Annotated in this window: 13 protein-coding genes, 1 tRNA gene and 3 pseudogenes; 9 read left to right on the forward strand and 8 right to left on the reverse strand. The window is 34.2% G+C overall.

The annotated features are described in order from the left end of the window. The first annotated feature begins 18 nt into the window (after positions 1–18). The gene (locus NOX90_RS06255; protein ID WP_375603941.1) at positions 19–2,574 is read left to right on the forward strand and encodes an AsmA-like C-terminal region-containing protein; all 2,556 of its coding nucleotides are present in this window, start codon (positions 19–21) and stop codon (positions 2,572–2,574) included. 864 nt (positions 2,575–3,438) lie between these two features. Here NOX90_RS06255 and NOX90_RS06260 read toward each other — a convergent pair. Continuing rightward, on the reverse strand, positions 3,439–4,176 hold the full coding sequence (locus NOX90_RS06260; protein WP_375603942.1) for an ankyrin repeat domain-containing protein: 738 nt from the start codon (positions 4,174–4,176) through the stop codon (positions 3,439–3,441). A 76-nt stretch (positions 4,177–4,252) separates the two neighbouring features. After that, complete coding sequence (locus NOX90_RS06265) at positions 4,253–5,446, reverse strand: phage portal protein (protein WP_375603943.1); 1,194 nt, start codon at positions 5,444–5,446, stop codon at positions 4,253–4,255. Between the two features lie 159 nt (positions 5,447–5,605). On the opposite strand from NOX90_RS06265, the pseudogene lipB reads away from it, so the two are divergent. Beyond that, positions 5,606–6,224: pseudogene (gene lipB, locus NOX90_RS06270) on the forward strand (lipoyl(octanoyl) transferase LipB). Further along, positions 6,224–7,201: pseudogene (locus tag NOX90_RS06275) on the forward strand (LD-carboxypeptidase). The pseudogenes lipB and NOX90_RS06275 overlap by 1 nt, the downstream one beginning before the upstream one ends. A 146-nt stretch (positions 7,202–7,347) precedes the next feature. On the opposite strand, the gene NOX90_RS06280 reads toward NOX90_RS06275, so the two are convergent. Next, a complete protein-coding gene (locus NOX90_RS06280; protein WP_253303197.1) occupies positions 7,348–8,517 on the reverse strand; it encodes an IS4 family transposase in 1,170 nt (389 codons plus the stop codon). On the opposite strand from NOX90_RS06280, the gene NOX90_RS06285 reads away from it, so the two are divergent. From NOX90_RS06285 to NOX90_RS06295, 3 genes and pseudogenes are all read left to right on the forward strand, one after another. After that, positions 8,508–8,702: a hypothetical protein gene (locus tag NOX90_RS06285; RefSeq protein WP_375603944.1), complete on the forward strand. Its 195-nt coding sequence runs from the start codon at positions 8,508–8,510 to the stop codon at positions 8,700–8,702. The genes NOX90_RS06280 and NOX90_RS06285 overlap by 10 nt on opposite strands. Positions 8,703–9,113: 411 nt before the next feature. Continuing rightward, positions 9,114–9,911 (forward strand): IS5 family transposase, encoded by a 798-nt coding sequence (locus NOX90_RS06290; protein ID WP_375603945.1) that lies wholly within the window; start codon positions 9,114–9,116, stop codon positions 9,909–9,911. 199 nt (positions 9,912–10,110) lie between these two features. Beyond that, positions 10,111–10,383 (forward strand): annotated as a pseudogene (locus NOX90_RS06295) (hypothetical protein); the annotation flags it as partial. On the opposite strand, the gene NOX90_RS06300 reads toward NOX90_RS06295, so the two are convergent. Beyond that, a complete protein-coding gene (locus NOX90_RS06300; protein ID WP_375603946.1) occupies positions 10,380–10,868 on the reverse strand; it encodes an SH3 domain-containing protein in 489 nt (162 codons plus the stop codon). The pseudogene NOX90_RS06295 and the gene NOX90_RS06300 sit on opposite strands and share 4 nt — an antisense overlap. A gap of 73 nt (positions 10,869–10,941) precedes the next feature. Here NOX90_RS06300 and NOX90_RS06305 point away from each other — a divergent pair, with 73 nt between their 5' ends. Beyond that, positions 10,942–12,258, forward strand: a complete 1,317-nt coding sequence (locus NOX90_RS06305) for a pyruvate dehydrogenase complex dihydrolipoamide acetyltransferase (protein ID WP_375604624.1) — start codon at positions 10,942–10,944, stop codon at positions 12,256–12,258. A gap of 79 nt (positions 12,259–12,337) precedes the next feature. Beyond that, positions 12,338–13,159 (forward strand): hypothetical protein, encoded by an 822-nt coding sequence (locus tag NOX90_RS06310; RefSeq protein ID WP_375603947.1) that lies wholly within the window; start codon positions 12,338–12,340, stop codon positions 13,157–13,159. A gap of 45 nt (positions 13,160–13,204) precedes the next feature. Here the strand turns inward: NOX90_RS06310 and NOX90_RS06315 are convergent, their stop codons facing one another. The 4 genes from NOX90_RS06315 to NOX90_RS06330 all read right to left on the reverse strand — a co-directional run bounded on the left by NOX90_RS06315 (position 13,205) and on the right by NOX90_RS06330 (position 16,798). Next, positions 13,205–14,425, reverse strand: a complete 1,221-nt coding sequence (locus tag NOX90_RS06315; protein ID WP_375603948.1) for a P-loop NTPase fold protein — start codon at positions 14,423–14,425, stop codon at positions 13,205–13,207. Between the two features lie 59 nt (positions 14,426–14,484). Further along, entirely contained in the window at positions 14,485–15,411 is a 927-nt protein-coding gene (locus tag NOX90_RS06320; RefSeq protein WP_375603949.1) for a hypothetical protein, read from the reverse strand. A 163-nt stretch (positions 15,412–15,574) separates the two neighbouring features. Beyond that, positions 15,575–16,162, reverse strand: a complete 588-nt coding sequence (gene recR / locus NOX90_RS06325) for a recombination mediator RecR (protein WP_375604625.1) — start codon at positions 16,160–16,162, stop codon at positions 15,575–15,577. A 559-nt stretch (positions 16,163–16,721) separates the two neighbouring features. Next, positions 16,722–16,798: transfer RNA gene (locus tag NOX90_RS06330), tRNA-Met, on the reverse strand. 59 nt (positions 16,799–16,857) lie between these two features. Here NOX90_RS06330 and NOX90_RS06335 point away from each other — a divergent pair. After that, entirely contained in the window at positions 16,858–19,014 is a 2,157-nt protein-coding gene (locus tag NOX90_RS06335; protein WP_375603950.1) for a ComEC/Rec2 family competence protein, read from the forward strand. Positions 19,015–19,035 lie beyond the last annotated feature (21 nt).

Here is a 19,035-nt window from a genome sequence, read left to right on the forward strand (position 1 = left end):
ATCAAGGGGGATAGGACTATGACTTCTACCGAACGACTTTCTTTATATGCCATATTATCAATCTTGCTGCTACTCATTCTCATGCACGTTGCTGCAACTTTTAAGGATTGGAGTGGCTACAGGGAATATATTATAAAAGAGTTGGAGAAGACGTATGATGCTAAAGTGCATATTGGAGGAAAAGTTGAAGTTTCACTCATTACTCCAAAGCTTACTATTTATAATGTATATGTACAATACAACGAAAACAAAGAGCAAAAGCTATCAGATTTAATTAGTGTAAGAAAAATTGAAATAAGGCCATCGTTCCTGTCGTTGCTTTTATTCTCGTTGCAACCAAAGTCAATCACATTGTTTGGCATGAAAAGCAATAAAGAAAATTTAATTAATATTATAAATACAAAAGCCAGTGGTAACACAGTCGATATAGTAATAAAAGACAGCCAAGTAAGTTTTAAGAGTGATTTTGCTGATATTGTTAACATAAAGGAGGTTGCTGTAAAAAAAAATAGGCAATTCTCTGGTAAAGTAAAGGTAGGTGATAATAATTACGATTTTTCAGGAAAGGTTAATCTCACAAAAAAGAATGTATATATTAGTGTTGAATCAAATTTTGTAAATTTGCTATTTACAGGTAATAGAAATCAAGAGGAACTCCAGGGTAGTTTAACATTAACAATTAATAACAGTTCCAGTTCTGTGAGTGATTTAGCAAAAATTATTAATCTTAGCTTTCTCTCTTGTGTTATTCCTGGCGAAAATATCAAGATATCATCCAATATAAGTCTTAATGAAAGTGAGTTTACGGCAACTGACTTAAAAATTGATTCCAAAAGCATGCAAGCCAGTGGTACAATACAAAATGATAGAAAAGGCAATCACACTAATTTCAATATTAGCTTCAGTAAAGTTGACTTAGATTCCATACAAAATGATTCACAAAGAACAACGAATATGAAAGACCTTCTGGAATGCTTTAGAGCAATTGTGCCAAAGAACTTGAGCTTAAATTTTAATATGGAAGCTTCTAACATTCAATATCAAAACAAAATATTGGACAATTTCCGTGCTGTACTAAAATCCACTGATGGCAAAGTAAAAGTTAATACGCTTCTTAAATTTCCTGGAATCAACAATATATCTTATTTATCAGGAGAGATCTCAAATAATAATGCCCTATCTGAATTTAACGGTGATTTGTTAGTAGAAGGAAATGATTTTGAGTCATTCATTTCATGTTTTTTCCCTTCTATAAAGATGAAAGAAAACCAGAAAAATCAATTTATGCTAAGTTCTAAATTACACTTTGCACCAAGAATATTATCCATTTCAGAAATTAGATTAACAAATGATAAGGAATTTTTGGAAGGGTCAATCAGAGTAAGCCACACAAAAAAACACAATGCAATCAATGGTAAATTTAGCATGCATAATCTTAATGCAGATAAATACGATTATTCATTATTTGGCAGTTTATTTAAAATGCAATGGCTGAAAAATTCTAAGTATGACGCAAATATAAAGGCCAGTGTTAATGACTTTACATTGAATGATACGAAAATTAAAAATTTGGATTTTTTGCTAAAAATGGAAAAAGGTAAGCTGGTTGCAGATAAAATAAAGCTATCTGGAGAAGATTTCGATATTACCGGTAATGCAAAAATATTAGTAGATCAAAAATACGCAAAACCTTTATTAGATGTTAACCTTACGGGCAGTAAATTTAATGGAAAAATTATTACATTACCGAATTTAGTAGAGACGAAAAGAAACTCAAGAAATGAGATAGATCAAATTCAATGGTCAACAAAGCAGCTTAATTTCTTGGATGATAAAGAAGGCTTTGACGCAAATGTGCAAATCAATACTGCAGAATTTAAAACCGAGCAGAATGTTTTGAAAGATTTTAATTTGGATGCGGTAATGAGAAACAACACTATCACTATTAGGCAGGTAAGTTACGTATTAGAACATGGGCAAGTGTTTTTTCAGGGTTATTTAAGATTAGATTCAATGTATGCAAAATTTTTCATTTCCAATTTTGACACTAAAAAGATTGGTAAGGTTATAGGAATTGACAATGTAAATGGTCAGATAAGCTTAAGTGGTGAAATCAAAACTCAAGGAAAAAGTTTTCATGATTGGGCTAATAGCTTATCAGGAGATATAAATTTACAAGCGCAGGGAATAGAAGTTACTTATGTAGATTTCAATTCATTTATCACTAATTTGTTAAGCAGTAAGAATAAGTCTGAAATTTCCACACTTGCTTATATTGATATATATAATGGTAAAACATTTTTTGAAAATATTAGCGGAAAAGCAAGTATTAAGAGTGGTATATGTTCAACTAGTTTACAATTCGGGATTGATCAAGCATCAGGGTCGATCTCTTCTAATTTAACCTTATCTAACTTCACTTTAAATTCTATATTCAGGTTCTTTTTCATACCACCAAATTATAGTAATCCAATCTATATCGATATGCATTTGGATGGCCCTATTTGGCGTCCTAAGATGAGTTTTGATGTAGACCAAATCTTCATCGCTCTGGTTGGCAAGAAAAATAGTTAATTTACTAACATCCGTTTATAAGAGTCATATGTGCTTGACACCTAGTTAATATTAGGTTAATATATTGATATGAGCGTTAAGTTGTAGGTAAAAAAAATGTTTAGTATGTTTTCGAATCTTTTTGGCAAAAATTCAAGTGTTATTGGAAGTGATGTAGAAGTTAGCCCTATAAAAGAAACAGTGACTCTTGTAGATATTGATGAGGGTTTTGAAGAGATTGATCTTGCAGAAATTGATGAGGAAGAATTTTTTGAATGTGCAGCAACACAAGAAGAACTAAATTCGTTGCTTGAATCTGAATCACAAGGTAAAACTATTTCTTATGCCCTTAAGCCATTGCTTTATACTGCAAAATATGGAGCCAAAGCGCTATCAGCAACAACGGTAGTTGTATCATACGCCTTAAATGGGTCTTCATATGGTATAGCTGGTATGTCTTATATTCCTCATGGTGCATCAAAAGTGCTTGAAAAATGCAAAGGAGAAGATAAAAACACAGTAGGGTATAAAATTACCACTTCTTCTCAGAACTTACTAGATTTTACGTCAGGTGCTATGTACACTGTGTCCNNATATATACCATACGGTGCTGGAGTAGTTTTAGATGGAGTATCTGGTATAGCAAATCAATTAGATTCCTATTTATCTCCTGAAAAAATAGAGCAGGTCTGTAGTAAATCAGATTTGCTTGTAGATAATTTATCTAGTAAATTAAAGGGAACAAAAATAGAGAATTTCTCACAAGCTCTAGCGGTAGCTTGTTAGACGTGTACGGTTTAGGAGACAATGAACTCATCTGAACTGGTATCTTCAAGTTAGATCTTTTGGCAAAGAGCACATAGAGGCCTATGTGCTCTTCTCTAATTAACAATAAGACCGACCAGCTATTTGAAATTGCTCAGCATTTGAGTTGTTAAGATTTGTGCTTGGTGCATTAATATTTGCTCTGTTAAGCAGTAATTCTACTATCTCTTTGTGGCCCATATAAATAGCCAAATGTAAAGGAGTCTTTCCTTCATCATTTTTTGCACCAGCATCTGCTTCGTTTTCAAGCAACAATTCTACTATCTCTTTGTAGCCCAACTGAACAGCTAAATGTAAAGGAGCCTCTACTTTATTATTTGTTGCATCAACATCTGTTCCCTTTGCAAGCAATAACCCTACTATCTCTTTGTGGCCTCCGCGAGTAGCATAATGTAAAGGAATATCACCATGATTATTTGCTGTACTAATAACATCTGCTCCCTTTGCAAGCAATAATTCTACCACATCCTTGCAGCCTTTGTAAGCAGCATAATGTAAAGGAGTAGAATCATGATTATCTTTTGCATCAACATCTGCTCCGTTTTCAAGCAATAATTTCACCACATCTTTGAGGTTGTTGTGAGCAGCATAATGTAAAGGAGTAGCACCATGATGATCTGCTGCATTAATATCCACTCCATTTCCAGGCAATAAATTCATCTCCTCTTCACGATTTCCGTAAGCAGTATAATGTAAAGGAGTAGCACCATAATGATTTGCTACATTAACATTTGCTGTGTTTCCATGCGAAGAAGTAAATCGAGAACTATCTACTAAATTTTCTTGTTCTCTGTTCATAAACTACCTCCAATCTATTAACCTACTACAACTTAGCATAATGCCTACACTATACTTAGTAATAAACATCAAAACTTCAACTCAATTTATCACCACCTGGCAGTGGTGGCAAGCCAAAAGCTTCTCTTTTTTCGTTGAGCGTCATGAAGCTTGCGTTTTCTACGTATTTCCACAACTTTTGTCTTTTTTCCATGAGAATTTCTATTGCGTCTTTGTCGTACGACAAGCACAGATCTTCACCAAATCTTGGTGTCAGCCAAGAATTCAGGTGACAGATAATATTTTCTAGCGTTGGTAAAACCGTCTGCTCCCAAAGGGATAAGCGTGCTTCGACTAAATTGCTATAAGTGTTATCACCTGGTATGCCAAGCAACTGCGGCGGAACGCCAAAAGCCAGGGCAATATCACGAGCTGAACTATGTTTGGACTCGATAAAATCCATATCCCTTGGTGATAAGCTCATTTCTTTCCACTCCAAGCCTCCTTCAAGCAATATCGGTCTTCCAGCATTGACAGGACCTGAATAATGATCATTTATCTGCGCTTTTAAGCGTTGGTACTGCTCTTGACTTAAATTTCCACCACTTCCATCTTTTGCTGACTTCACAACTATTGCACCACTAGGTCTTGCCCCATTTTGTAGCATAGCTTGATTCCAAGCACCCGCCTGATTATGCTGATCTATACTGTATGCAGCTGCCTCAATTGGTGATAATCCATACCAATCATTCAAAGGGTTAAAGGTCTTTAGGTGCAACACTGCTGAACGTCCGGTTAGTTTATCAACTTTAAAGTCATAACTGTTGTTATTTATGGTATAACGATAGATATAAGGAACGTTATTTCTTCCTGGAACAATTTCAACCCTATCAGGGCGCAGAAGATAAAGCTCTGTTGGTGGTTTTCTATTGTTCTGCGACTCAATCATCAATATATAAGAATTGCTGTTAACTAACCGATAAGTTACAATTCCCTCAATAAATTCCGATTTTGATGTCATTGGGTTAGGAGAATAAAGTAACTTTAATAATGGATGAATTTTCAATTGTGATTTTCCCTGATCAGTAAGCCGGCAGAGAGTAAAAGGTACCGAAGATGCAGCACTTGCAATCATATTGATTGCTCGAAAGGCAATAACATTTTTTATGTAACCTTCCTCAGCAAAACTTACATAATCACGCTTACTCCAATTTGGTTCCATTATTAGTTGCAAAGCAGAGTATTTACTAAATACTCTGCTTTTTTTTCTTTGAAAAATGTTGAAATTCATATGTGCCTCATGAAAGATGTTTAAAAGTTAAAAGTGTTTTAGATTCTGTAGTTAAACTAAGACATAGATCTCAGTGTCACGCACTGGAATGACAAGAAGAGGGTACTTGGATGACAGGAAAAGAATGCACTGCTATACTAAAAAGAAAAGAAATTGAACATGGTAGAATGGCTAATATCTAATCAGCTTATTGATTATAACTGTGCTGTAAAATCCATGGAAGAGAAAGTTCAACAAATTCACAATAATTCAGCAGACGAATTGGTATGGCTACTCCAGCACCCTTCATTATACACAGCGGGAATCAGTGCAACAGCTGATGATATTGTTGAAAAACTATTTCCCATATATAAAACAGGAAGGGGTGGTAAACACACATATCATGGTCCAGGACAGCGCATCATATATTTAATGTTAAACCTTAAAAAAAGAAACAAATGCGATATAAAGCTATATATTAGAGATCTAAGTAAGTGGATCATAAATGTTTTAAAGCAATTTAATATACTTGGAGAGTTTAGAGAAGATAGAATAGGCATTTGGGTAAACCATAACGGAGTAGANAAAAAAATTGCAGCTTTTGGTATCCGTTTAAGAAAATGGGTAACTTATCATGGCATAGCGCTTAACGTCTTTCCAGACCTCTCTCACTATAAGGGTATTATTCCTTGTGGGTTGCAAGGNTTATGGCGTCACGTCAATGGAAGAACTAGGAGTGAAAGTTCCACTCTCTGAATTGGATGATATACTAAAAAAAGAGTTTTATAAGATATTTTAATGATTGTTTATCTTTTATATTTCATTCTCACTTTATGTGCTAACACAAGTACTCATGCAATCGACCAAGTTGATATTATTGCTCCTTCTTCGAAGGGAAAAGAATCAGATCTGACTACTATAAAAGAATATGTAGAAGCTTTGGATTTTAATCCCCATATTTCGGAGAAAATATATAGTAATGATAATCCATTTTATTCCAACTCTGATGAATTCAGAGCAAATGATTTGATTAGTGCACTAACTAATGATAGTAAAATAATTTGGTGTATCAGATGAGGAGAAGGGGCTTCTCGGTTAATTCCCTATCTAGAAAAGTTACCCAATGATAAAAAAGAAAGGATTGCTCAAAACAAAAAGATCCTCATAGGCTATAGCGATATAACTGCCTTGCACATCCATCTACAAGCTAAATATGATTGGCAAACTCTTCACGGCACCATGTTGGAAATGATAGTAAATAACTCCGTTTCTGAAAGCTCTGTTGAAAAATTGAAAGAGTTAATTCTTAACAAGCGGAATTCTATCAGATTTGATAACCTAAAGACGATAAATAATGGCATTAGACTAAAAGATGGCAGATTAGAGTCTAAAATCATCGGTGGTAATATGACTCTAGTTGAAAATAGTATAGGAACCGCTTGGCAAATAAATGCGAAAGGTAAAATTCTATTTTTAGAGGACATAAGAGTTTANCCCATCGCAATAGAGCGCAGTTTAGATCACCTAAAACAAGCCCACATCTTTGATGGAGTACATGCAGTAATCTTTGGGGATTTCGTTAACTGCTATAACGATAACCTTGTTGAAGTTGTAAAAGAAAGGTTTGCAAAAAGTGTTAACTTTCCTGTATTTACAATAAAAGGGGTAGGCCATGGACATACAAATGATCCTTTACCTTTTAACACTCACGCTATTATTAGCGTTCAAGACGAGAAAGAAGGTTTATTTTTTATGGACGTGCAGAATGTTAGCTAATCTTATAGCTAACGCGAGCTCTACGTCATACCGCCGCGGTATCTCTTAGCCGCTAACATGTAGCGGGATGACGGTCCTTCAAATCGTCAAGGTGTCATCCAAGCCTCCTATGATGTTATCCCAGTGCCCCATAAGTGTTGAAAGTATCAAAAATAACGTGATATGAGATGATCAACGGCATGTAAATTACCTCCCGACAGTAAAACAATCGAACGTATAAAAGAGTCATTTAGATCCAATGTGAATTGCAGTAATGCTATTTTGAACCCATGTAGATTATTTTTGATTTTATAAACAAGAAATAACAAAGCCGTAATAATAATCATGTAAATATACACCTTCATGCCATTCATAGTATGGCTTAAAAAGTGCTTATATCCAAGATTTTGCTTTATAAATTTAAAGAACACTTCTATATCCCATCTGCGCCTATATAGCTCTGTTACTTCATAAGCTGGCATTTCAAACAAGTTTGTCAAAAACCATATTTCATCTCCAATTTTATTTCTGATTTTTATTAGCCGTAGATCATGCTTTTCTGCCACTTTACCTCGTGCACGATAAAGATTAACTATTATATCTTCTAAAATCTCTGATCCATCCGATTTTTGTTCTCTTATAACTTTGTTCCTGCTTATAACATCATGTTTTCTTCCCACTTTAACTCTTGTGATAAATTTGTACTCCTTTTCATCAAATTCGGCAAAAGTTCCAACTTTTCTGATTCCTCTATCAAATAATAAAATATCCTCTTTTTCAACTTTAGCTTCATTAATTGCTCTCACTAATGCTATATCTTCACTACTTTCTTCTTGTCCTTTACAAAATCTTATACTTGTCGGCAATTGATCCTTTAATCCTACACTCACTTTAACTTGACTGTCGTTACTTTTACCGCCTATTTTTAGCCCATCTTTTATGAGATATCCCGATAAATTTATGATCGTCGAATCAAACTTATGTAAGTTATTTGATGTTTTTTGGGGTAATAGCTTTTTAATCTTGCTCATCAAATCAATATATACTCCCTTAAAATATTCTGGATTTATAACTTTTAACCTTTTTGACAAACCACTGTATGTTACTGTACTTTTATCGCTATTCTTATCCATTATACACCTGTTTATTACCATTTCTAGCGCTCTTAGGCTTGTTTTTTGCCCCATTAATATTAACTTCATTAGACCTTTAAATATAATCTTGCCCAACAATTTAGTATTACATTTATCTACTTCACTTAATTTTCCTAGCCTTTCTAAATCCTCATCTTTTATTAAATTTAGTACTCTTTCTATTTGATCCATTATTGCCTCCATTTTCTTGCAATAATAGTTCTTTATGTCTTTTTTGTGTTACTTTCAACACTTATGCCCAGTGCCCCTATGATATCATCCCAGTGCGTGACACTGGTTCACTTTATGATGGTGTCATCCGAGTAGCCACTTCGGTGTCATCCCAGTGCTCCTATAATGTCATCCCAGTGCGTGACACTGGGATCTAGTCTTTATTATGCAGCCACTTATTTAAAGTTAAGTTTTCTGGATCCAAGTAGTCAAGGCACTGGAATGACATCATCCTTTTTTTTGGGATTCCAGCGTCACGCACTGGGATGACACCCTACTAGCGGAAGTTGCCCTCAAATATGTTAGCTATAAATATTAAGAAATTTACCAAATAAAAAAAAGGCAAAAGAAGCCCTGGCTGCTTTAAAATATTGGCATTTTTTGATGTCTTGTAACGCTTTATAAGCGCGTTCAGCTTATTTAGATAAAAATCTAGATGTAGATGAAGTTTTGTAAAGACATACAGTATCTATATACTGCAAAAAATTGAACATAAGACGCCGATACAGTAGACCTCTTTCAAAATTGGCAAAGAGCAAAAATTAGTATAAAATCATACATTTAAAAGTATGAGATATGAACAAAACAAGGAATTAGATAATGAAGAATTTCGGCGGCTGACAGGAGTAAAAAGGTCAACATTTAATAAAATGGTAGAAATTATAGATGAAGAAGATAGACGAAAAAAAGCAAGGAGTGGGGGCAAAAGCAAGCTCTGTATAGAAGACAGGCTATTTATGGCATTGGAATATTTGCGAGAATATCGGACATATTTCCACATTGGTCGAAGTTATGGTATGAGCGAAAGTACGACCTATAAAATAATAAAGTGGATTGAAGATACATTGGTAAAACATCCAGATTTTGCGTTGCCAGGACGAAAAGAACTTCTAAAAAGCGATATGGAATATNNAGTGATCTATGCAACAGAAACTCCTGTGGAAAGACCCAANAAAAAGCAAAAACGATTTTATTCAGGAAAAAAGAAAAAGCACAGTATAAAAACACAAATAATTGCAGAAAAGAAAAGCAAAAAGATCATTTGCACATCTTTCTCAAATGGANNTGATTTTCGGCTTTTTAAGGAATCAAAAGTGGCAATATTACCGAAAATTAAGGTCTTAGCTGATGCTGGCTATAGAGGAATGCAGAAAATTCACGCAAATGTTGAATTGCCGAACAGGAAGACGAAAAAGAAGCCACTAACTAAGGAAGAAAATCAAGAGCTTGCAAGTCAAAGAGTTGTGGTTGAGAATGTTATAGGTTTGCTGAAAAGATTCAAAATTATCACAGATCGATATCGAAATAGACGAAAACGTTTCGGGTTGAGGTTCAATTTGATAGCAGACTTTGAGCTGTCTATATGAGTTTCGAAAGAGGTCTATTGTAAACGGGTATGTCCCATGCAACTATTCAAACGTATCGAGAGATAGGGCTAGTGTACCTTGATTGCCACGGTTGTAATACCAATTTTGCCTCGGTCGCACATGCCCGTGATAGCTCTATTCCTATAGTGAGTAGAGTTATCTTCCCTCTTGTTCGTTTTATAACATATTTTTAACTTACAATATTGCAAGCATAGAAAGTAAAATAAAAAGTGAAGCTGAAAAATCAGGCAGCGAGTTTTCTAAATTGATCTCTAGGTTTGATCAATCGTTAAAAGAACAAAGTGAAAAGTCTATTGTACAAATTTTAAACTCATCTGCTGAGGAGATGTTAAGGAGTTTCTGTGATAGCCCTGTACAGTCTCCAGAGCCTCAAGAACCCTCTGCTTCATCTGAAGAGCATGCTACAGAAGGCCCAGAAACTAGTGTTAATTCAGATCTTTTGTCAACCTAATCAACCCCATATATATGTTTTTTTTGTACCCATGCTTTGCGTTTCGATGAGGACAGCAAACACCATTTTTCACTGCATTTTTTTATTTCTATTACAACAAACTTGTCTATTTTCATAGTAATCTTGCTGTCTACACTCTGTTTTTGATATCCATAAGTATCTTCTTTTAAAATCGCGTAGCGCTTATCACTAAGCAGATTGCCTTTTATCCATCCGCAGTCTTCATCTATATCACAGACCTTTTTCCAACTCTCAAACTCTTCTATCACTTTCAGGGGCAGATTTTTGCAAGTGTATATCCATTTTACAGGATAGTGAAACCCTGGCCCCGTTCTCATGTTGATCTTACTTGATTTTGTTGAAACAAAGTTATTAGCAAACAAGCTATGGCTAAATAATAAAAACAATAGGATAATAGTACTGAACCAAGATTCCAGTGTCACGCACTGGGATGACGTGAGAGATAGTGTAACAGACTTATTCATCATAATTCACGATTAGGTTGACATAAGATAAAGAGTAAATTAAAAATTGAATAGATCTTTAAATACAAAATCAATGCCTATAGAAATATTAATGCCTGCTCTTTCACCGACAATGAGTAAAACTGGAGGAAAAATTGTAAAGTGGCATAAAAAAGAACAAGACAAAGTTGAAGTAGGCGACGTAATTGCTGAGATAGAGACTGATAAAGCCATAATGGAGTTTGAATCTGTGGATGAAGGAGTCATAGCAAAAATTTTAGTAACAGAAGGAACAAGTGGCGTGCCTGTAAATCAACTGATAGCTTTAATGCTGGAAGAAGGAGAAGATGAAAGTGCACTCGGTAACTATGTTTCAGCTTCTGCTACCAATATTGAAGCTAAGAAAGAAGTTGAAACCAATCCCTCAGTACCATACAACTCTTCAATATCATCCAACCCTCCAATGTCATCTAACCCTTCGATGTCATCCAACTCTTTGATGTCATCCCAGTGCGTGACACTGGGATCTAGAAAAGAAGCATGGATCCCAGTGTCAGCTACTCAGATGACAGAGGGTTATGTAGAAGGTAGAACAAAAATAAGTCCATTAGCTAAGAAAATAGCTCAAAATGAAGGGGTTAACGTGCAGCAATTAAAAGGTACAGGTCCATATGGCCGTATTATCAAAGCTGATGTGTTGGAGTCTTTAAGCAGTGGTATACGCACTGAAAGTCCTGAGATAGTTGAAGTAAGTAACATGCGCCAGATAATCGCGCAGCGCTTGATTGAATCCAAACAGAATGTTCCACATTTTTACTTAACTGTAGACTGCCAGGTTGATAAGTTAATATCGCTTAAAAATGAGATTAACTCAGCAGATGAAAACAATAAAGTAACAATCAATGACTTAATTATCAAAGCTGTGACTTTTAGCATGAAAAAATTTCCTGACATAAATTCTTCGTGGATAGATAATAAAATACTTAAATACTCGAATGTAGATATTTCAATTGCTGTGGCACTTGAAGATGGGCTAATTACTCCTATAGTAAAAAATGCTGATAAAAAGGGTATTTTATCTATATCAAAAGAAGTGAAAGATTTAGTAAGCAGAGCAAGATCTGGAAAATTGAAACCTGAAGAGTTTCAAGGAGGAGGGTTTACTATCTCCAACTTAGGGATGTTTGGTATAAAAGCCTTCAGTGCTATAATCAATCCGCCGCAATCTTGCATTATGGCAGTTGGTGCATCCAAAAAACAACCAATTGTTATGAATGAGAAAATAGAGATAGCAGAAATAATGACAGTAACACTTTCTGTTGACCACAGGACAGTTGATGGAGCACTCGGAGCAAAATTTTTAAACGCCTTTAAGCATTATATAGAGAATCCTCTGGCGATGCTTATTTGAAACCTGTTAGCATCGTTATTACAAAATTAATACCTCTAAGTTTATAATTCTACTAGTTAATAGGCTTAGAGGTAAAAAAATGAATACTACAGTAGAAAAAAACAATCCAAAAATTTTTCCTAAAAATGAAAACTCGAAAGGCATGGTTGCCCCACAGGTAACACCAAGAGCACCAGAGACCAAGTTATCGTCGCAGAATGAGTTAGAAAAAATAGTAAAGCTTAATCCACCTGTTCCTCCGAAATCTTCCCAAGCTAAATTTGCTGGAATAAAAGCGATTTTTGAGCGAAATGCACCTCATTCTCAAGCAAATGATAGTAATAAAACAGTAAGTAGCAATCTTGGAAGAACATTTGGCCCAACAATGCAAAATTTGATGAAAAATCATAATATTGACATTTATGAAAGCACTAATAAATTAAATGCAAGAGAGAAAGCTGATTCTGCTCTTCCAAAGCCTAATGTTATGGAGGAAAAGAAAGTTACTTTAGCTGCAGGAGATGAATTAGAAACCGTAAAATTTCTCAAAACACTAAGCAAGAAAGAAAGAGAAAACCTAGGTTTTTCTCCTAAACAGCAAAAGGTTGAGACTAGCAAAAAAACTTATAATCCACTTGATTGGAATCCAATCTATCAAGGTAAAAAGCTCTTTAGCTTAGGCAATATGTCGAGTAATTCGTCTTCATGTAGTGAAAAAAGCAATATTTCAGATGTAAGCGATAAGTCTAATGATTCAAACATTGTTAGATGTAATATTACTAGGAGTAACAGTAAGGAAGACCTTCGTAAACCTGATGCTTCACATAATGACAAATCTGCAGGTAAAAAATTATCTAATGTCAATGTAAGCGAATTAATCAGAAAGTTTGAACAAGGTAATGACATAGTAAAAGGGCGTTAATCAAATGTTACCCTATCTTTGTATATGTAAAGGTAGGGTATCTTTTCAAAATAGTATATCCTTTATAGCTTTGTTAATTTTTGACTCCCTCTCTGCAAAAGCAGTTTCTAGAGAGGTTTTAAGTTTTTCCCATTCTTCTTGACCATTTAGAATTAAAGATTTATATTCATTTTCAATTTTTTCCAATGCTCTTTGACATGAGGAATCTAGTTCTTCATATATATCAATATTTATCGATTGCAGTATTACCAAAAACGAAAACAAATTCGGATCAGGTAATTCTTCTCTTGTGTGAGTCAGAAGACACAGCTTTATTTTTTNTACGCAGTATTCTATTGTTTTTAACGATAGTGACAGGCTTTCTGCATAAAATATAAAACTATCTACAATCAAATTTTTTGACTTTTTCGGTAATTTAATATTTTCAAATAGTTCTTTTGTAAATTTTTCTATCGGTTGTTTTGGTAAATGTAAAGAGAGATCAGTAAAAGATTTTAGGTCAAAATTTGGTCCAAGTATTGTGCTGATTGCTCTTTGTACATTACTCTTATCTTTACTTACAGGAATAATGAAAACCAGCCCCTCCACATCAAGCATATACTTTATAGATTCCAAAAAATCGACAACAAATTTAGGACGGCACACATCAAGATTATCCACTATTATATAAATGTTTTTGTCTTTTCTGATTTTATTAACCACATCCGCTAACTGTGTTTTAAAATCTCTAGTACTCTCTTTTCTTCTTTGGAGAAGACTTAATTCACTCAAGACAAAACCTATGTCTTTTTTATCAGCCTCTTTTGCAGCATCAAGAAATACTGAAAGCATAGCAAGTGGAGATTTACTGATCAGCTTTCCTAGTGTGTTTAGAGAAAATAGCTCTTGGTTTATGTTCTTGAACTGTTGTATAACACTTCTTTTTACTTTATACGATACAAATAAATCTTCAAATAGGAAATTTAAAAAAGAAGGCAGTGGTTGGTCCAATGCATTGATATCCCATGCACTATAATAAGCTGCAATTTCATTTTGCTGTTTTAACTCTTTTACCCATTCTTTCAAAAAAAACGTCTTGCCCCATCCATCATATCCTTCCAAAGATATTATTGTAAAAGACTGATCAATTGTTTTAATTATATTGTTAAATTTACCTGAAAATTGCTTATAGTTTAGACGGTCATTTTCCCAAGCCACCACTTTAAGTGGTGGCGCTATTTCTTTCTTTTTGAATGTTATTAGCGATATAAGTTTTTTTAAGCACATAAGACTCTTACACTATATTTTATTATAGTATTTTATAAATTAAGAGCCCAAACAATCATTTACTTAAATAATCCATAATTTTCTATCACTGCATGAATGGAAAGGTTCTTCAAGCTGCTTCCGGGACTATATTGAATATCTATACCGGTTAATTCTTTTACCCTTCCTTCTGTATCTTTTGTTAACCTTTCTGCTAAGCCATATAAATTGCCAGAACTTATCATTCCCATAACAGAAAATTTCCCATTTGAAATATACTCCTTTTCTATAAGTGGGGATATTTTAATTATCCCATCTAGGCTCTTACGACTGGTTATTGATAATTTACCTTCTTCTTGAAGTAGGTATAACTTTTCTATCATCTCAGCTCTATTACCGGAGTGATTTTTTACAAGATCCTCTAATAGTTCTCCATATTCATCTATAGGCACATGAACATACATTAGCCACAAAAGAAGAACCAAGTCCGTATTACCTTTTGTTATTCCATTTATTTTTTGTGCCTGATTGATTGCATAAAAATAAGGATCTTGGCCATCATAAGAATAACTAAACCTCGACACCCCCGACCTAATTTGATCATCAATTCTTACTCGAATCACATTTTTCAGATTTTCAATAGATCTATGCTCTTGTTCCATTACTTTAAACATTTTTGAAAAATCTACTACTAGGTCATGCTTGACTTCAAATGACCCTATTTTAGACTTAATCTCCAGAAGATCTATTATTGGGGTACATTTTAGGTTATGTTTAATTTCAAATGACTCTATTTTAGGCTTAATCTTCAGATGATCTTCTATAATATGTCCAATTCGTTTACTATCTGCGTATTCTTTCTTTATATCCTTTAATATGTATCCAATTCGTTTACTATCTGAGTATTCTTTGTTAAATAGCGCAATGAAATCAAGAGCGGTTGATCTTAATTTTTTGATTAACCAATTATAAGTATTACGTACTCCATCTAATACAAAAGTTAACATAACTCCTCATTTTAAAACACTATGTTTTGAGTGTACAATATTTTCAATTAGTAAAGCAAGTTTTTAGGCTGAAGTATGTCACTAAAATTTAGTATTTTATAAGTAGTGGTAGTATGGTAAGAAACTTATAGCTTGCTAAAAAGAAATGGAATGACTGTGATAATTATTTAATATCCTGTCTTGAAGTAAGTGCTATCCTCAGCGTTCCTTCATCTAGGTAGTCAATTTCTCCGCCCATTGGTATGCCACAAGCAAGGCGTGATATTTTCACATCCAAATTTTTTAGCAATTGAGTTATATATTGTGCAGTAACTTGACCCTCTAATGTCGGATTAATTGCGATAATTATCTCTTCAATTTTAGACTCCGTCACTCTTTTCAGAATAGTATCAAGGTTGAGTTCTTTTGGACCTATGCCATTTATCGCAGACAATCTGCCACCCAAAACATGGTATAAACCTGAATATATACTTCCTTTTTCAAACGCCCATAGATCACCTAATTCTTCTACTACACACAGTAACTTAGTGTCACGTTTTGGGTTAGTACAAATAGAACAAGGTGATTTAGTATCTAGATTTCCGCAAACTTCACACTCTATTATAAGATCTGCTAGCTCTTTAATCAAAGATGCAAGTGGTAGCATAACTTTCTCTTTGTTTTGGAGTAAATGTATAACTAACCTGCGTGATGATGATGGCCCTAAGCTTGGCAATTTAGAGAAAGCATGAACTAGATTTTTTATGTTAATGTTCATTCAATAAATTCAGAATAGGCAGTCAAATGGTAACATCAAACCCTTTGTAAAGAAAGTGGTAAGTTTCTCTTGATCCACTTTGATTAGCTATAGAAAAAATTTTTTACTCTAACGCAAAAAATTACTTCCGCGTACTTAAAGCCTAACTATAATGACAGTAGAGATATTTCTCGAGCTCAAAATTTATCTTCGCCTGCAGGCTTTTCTATTAAAAACAATCAAATTTCAGTAAAAATGTAGCGTATCTTCTTCAGCGTACATGAATGTGCTTAATCTCTGCCCAATGTACGTTGCATTTCTATTGAATCTTTATGATATAAATGAAGCAAGAGGGAAGATAACCCTACTCACTATAGGAATAGGGCTATCGCGGGCGTCAATGTAGTACCTTTCAAATTAGATAAAGGTTTAAGTAAAATAAATTTTCTGTGTTTGAATGTCACACGTCAGAGTGACACTGAAAATAACAAAGAGTGAGGTGGGCAGAATGAAATCTGAAAATCGTACATAACCTACCTGAGAAAATACCATAGCCTTCATATAATCATAGAGATGGTTGCGGGAGTAGGATTTGAACCTACGACCTTCAGGTTATGAGCCTGACGAGCTACCGAGCTGCTCCATCCCGCGTCGTTGTTTATTTAGCTATTATACTTGCAATTATAGGATATACAAGGATAAAATCCGCTATGGGTCGTATATTAGTATATTTATTAACTTTTCTTGACATAATAGTTAGTTATATACGTCATAATGAAAAATATAACTTGATACTATGGTTTCCTGTGTGTCAGTGTGTAGGGATTTTAACCTATTTTTCCCTAAGTTTTGAACCAAGCTGCACTTTCACTATATCTATTTTTCTTTTGCTTTTACCCACACTAATTTTGATTGCAATATTATACAGAAAGTACGCAATATTATGCATTGCTTTAATTGCAGTGCTCACAGGGTTTACAGCCAGTAAATTAAGAACAGCTTTAGTTGATACTCAAATTCTTGATAAAGAGAGGTATGTAAAAAATATCGTTGCCAAAGTGAAGGATATTAACGACAGGGGCTCATACAAACAATTTCTGCTTTCTATTACAAAGCCTTCCACCATTCCAGAATCCTCCTCTGTCATCCCAGTGCCCCCTTTTGTCATCCCAGTACTTGATACTGGGATCCAGAANAAAAAGATATGGTCACGCGCTGGAATGACACCGGATAGAGCTCTAGATAACATCAGAATATCAGTTAGAACCAAAGTGGAAAAAGGCATTAAAATAGGCGATCAAGTAAAATTATCAGCAAAACTCTTCCCTCCAAAAATTGCGCCTTCGGAGTATGCATACGATTTTGCAAGAATAGCATATTACCAGAAAATAAGTGCAACAGGTTTTGCAACAAGCAAAATAGCCCTGTACAAAAAGACTGAAGCAAGGAAATTTCAAGAATATATAGAATCTTTCCGTCAATACATTTATGAAAACCTGCAGCAAAATATCAAAAAACCACATGCGGATATACTCTCTGCATTACTGATCGGTAAAAAAGATGGCGTAGATCAAAAAACTACGGACGCGATACGAGATTCAGGTATAGCACATTTGTTTGCCATATCTGGTTTGCATTTATCATTCGTTGCTGGCCTATTTTTTATAGTATTTCGTAACTTATTCGCAATATCTGAAACTTTGACTCTTAAGTATAACACCAAGAAAATATCTGCATTCCTTACTATCTTGCCAACCACGTTTTATTTATTGATTACCGGTATGCAAATTTCTGCTCAGCGTGCCTACATTATGGTGATTTTAGTACTCGTTGCAACAATGATAGAGAGAAAATATCGAAGGTTAATAGCAATTGCGTTTGCTGCTTCAGTGATACTCTCAGTAGAACCAGAAGCAATTTTAAAGCCTGGCTTTCAGATGTCATTTTCTGCTGTTTTGGCACTGGTTGCCAGTTATCAAATTAATGCTAATAGATTGTTCAAAATAAAAATAATGAAATATTTTGTATCGATAATGATCAGCTCAGTAATAGCAAGTTTAGCAACTGTTCCGTACACGATATACAATTTTAATTATTTTTCAATTAGTGGCATTATCACAAATTTAGTTGCTATACCAATAGTTACATTAATTATTATTCCAAGTGGAATAATCTATGTTTTGTTGATTCCTTTGGGTGTTGAATGGATTATAGCGCCATTTATAGAGCGCCCAATTGACAGTATTTTGTATATAACAAACGCTATCGCTAGTCTTCAGTATTTGGTTATTCCTATTCGCACTTTTCCTGCCTCATCAATTATTATAATAACATTTGGGTTATTGTGGCTGTGCTTGTGGGAAAGAAATTGGCGTTTCTTCGGAATTTTCTTTATTGTGCTGGGTATTTGTTTTAGTGCCGCATATAAAACCCCCGACATCCTAATAAATGCTGATAATGTTGCTGCAAAGGAGAGTGATAACTTACTATATTCTCTCATCAGAAAAAATAGGAACTTTGTTGTCAAAACATGGGCGAAACAAAATGGGCAGAACCAAATTTTGAATCATACAAAATATAGCAATCCAGATAAAAGACTAAAGTGCAACGATTATGGCTGCATATATAATAAAGGAAATAATAAATTAGTGCTGCTAGCTTATAAAAAAGAAGATATTCTAGAAAATTGTGATAAAGTTGATTTAATAATTCAATTAAGTGAATTCGACTATTCAGTTTGTAATACTAGAACTATTAAATACACCAATCTAAAAACATATGGCACACATTCAATTTGGTTAACAAATCGTTACGTAAAGATTAATACAGTGCGCTCTAACCGGCCTTGGCACATGTTGAAAAATTAAGAAACTTGATTTTAAGGTTTG

This window comes from Wolbachia endosymbiont of Anurida maritima (genome assembly GCF_042182995.1).
In the GTDB taxonomy this organism is placed as follows: domain Bacteria; phylum Pseudomonadota; class Alphaproteobacteria; order Rickettsiales; family Anaplasmataceae; genus Wolbachia.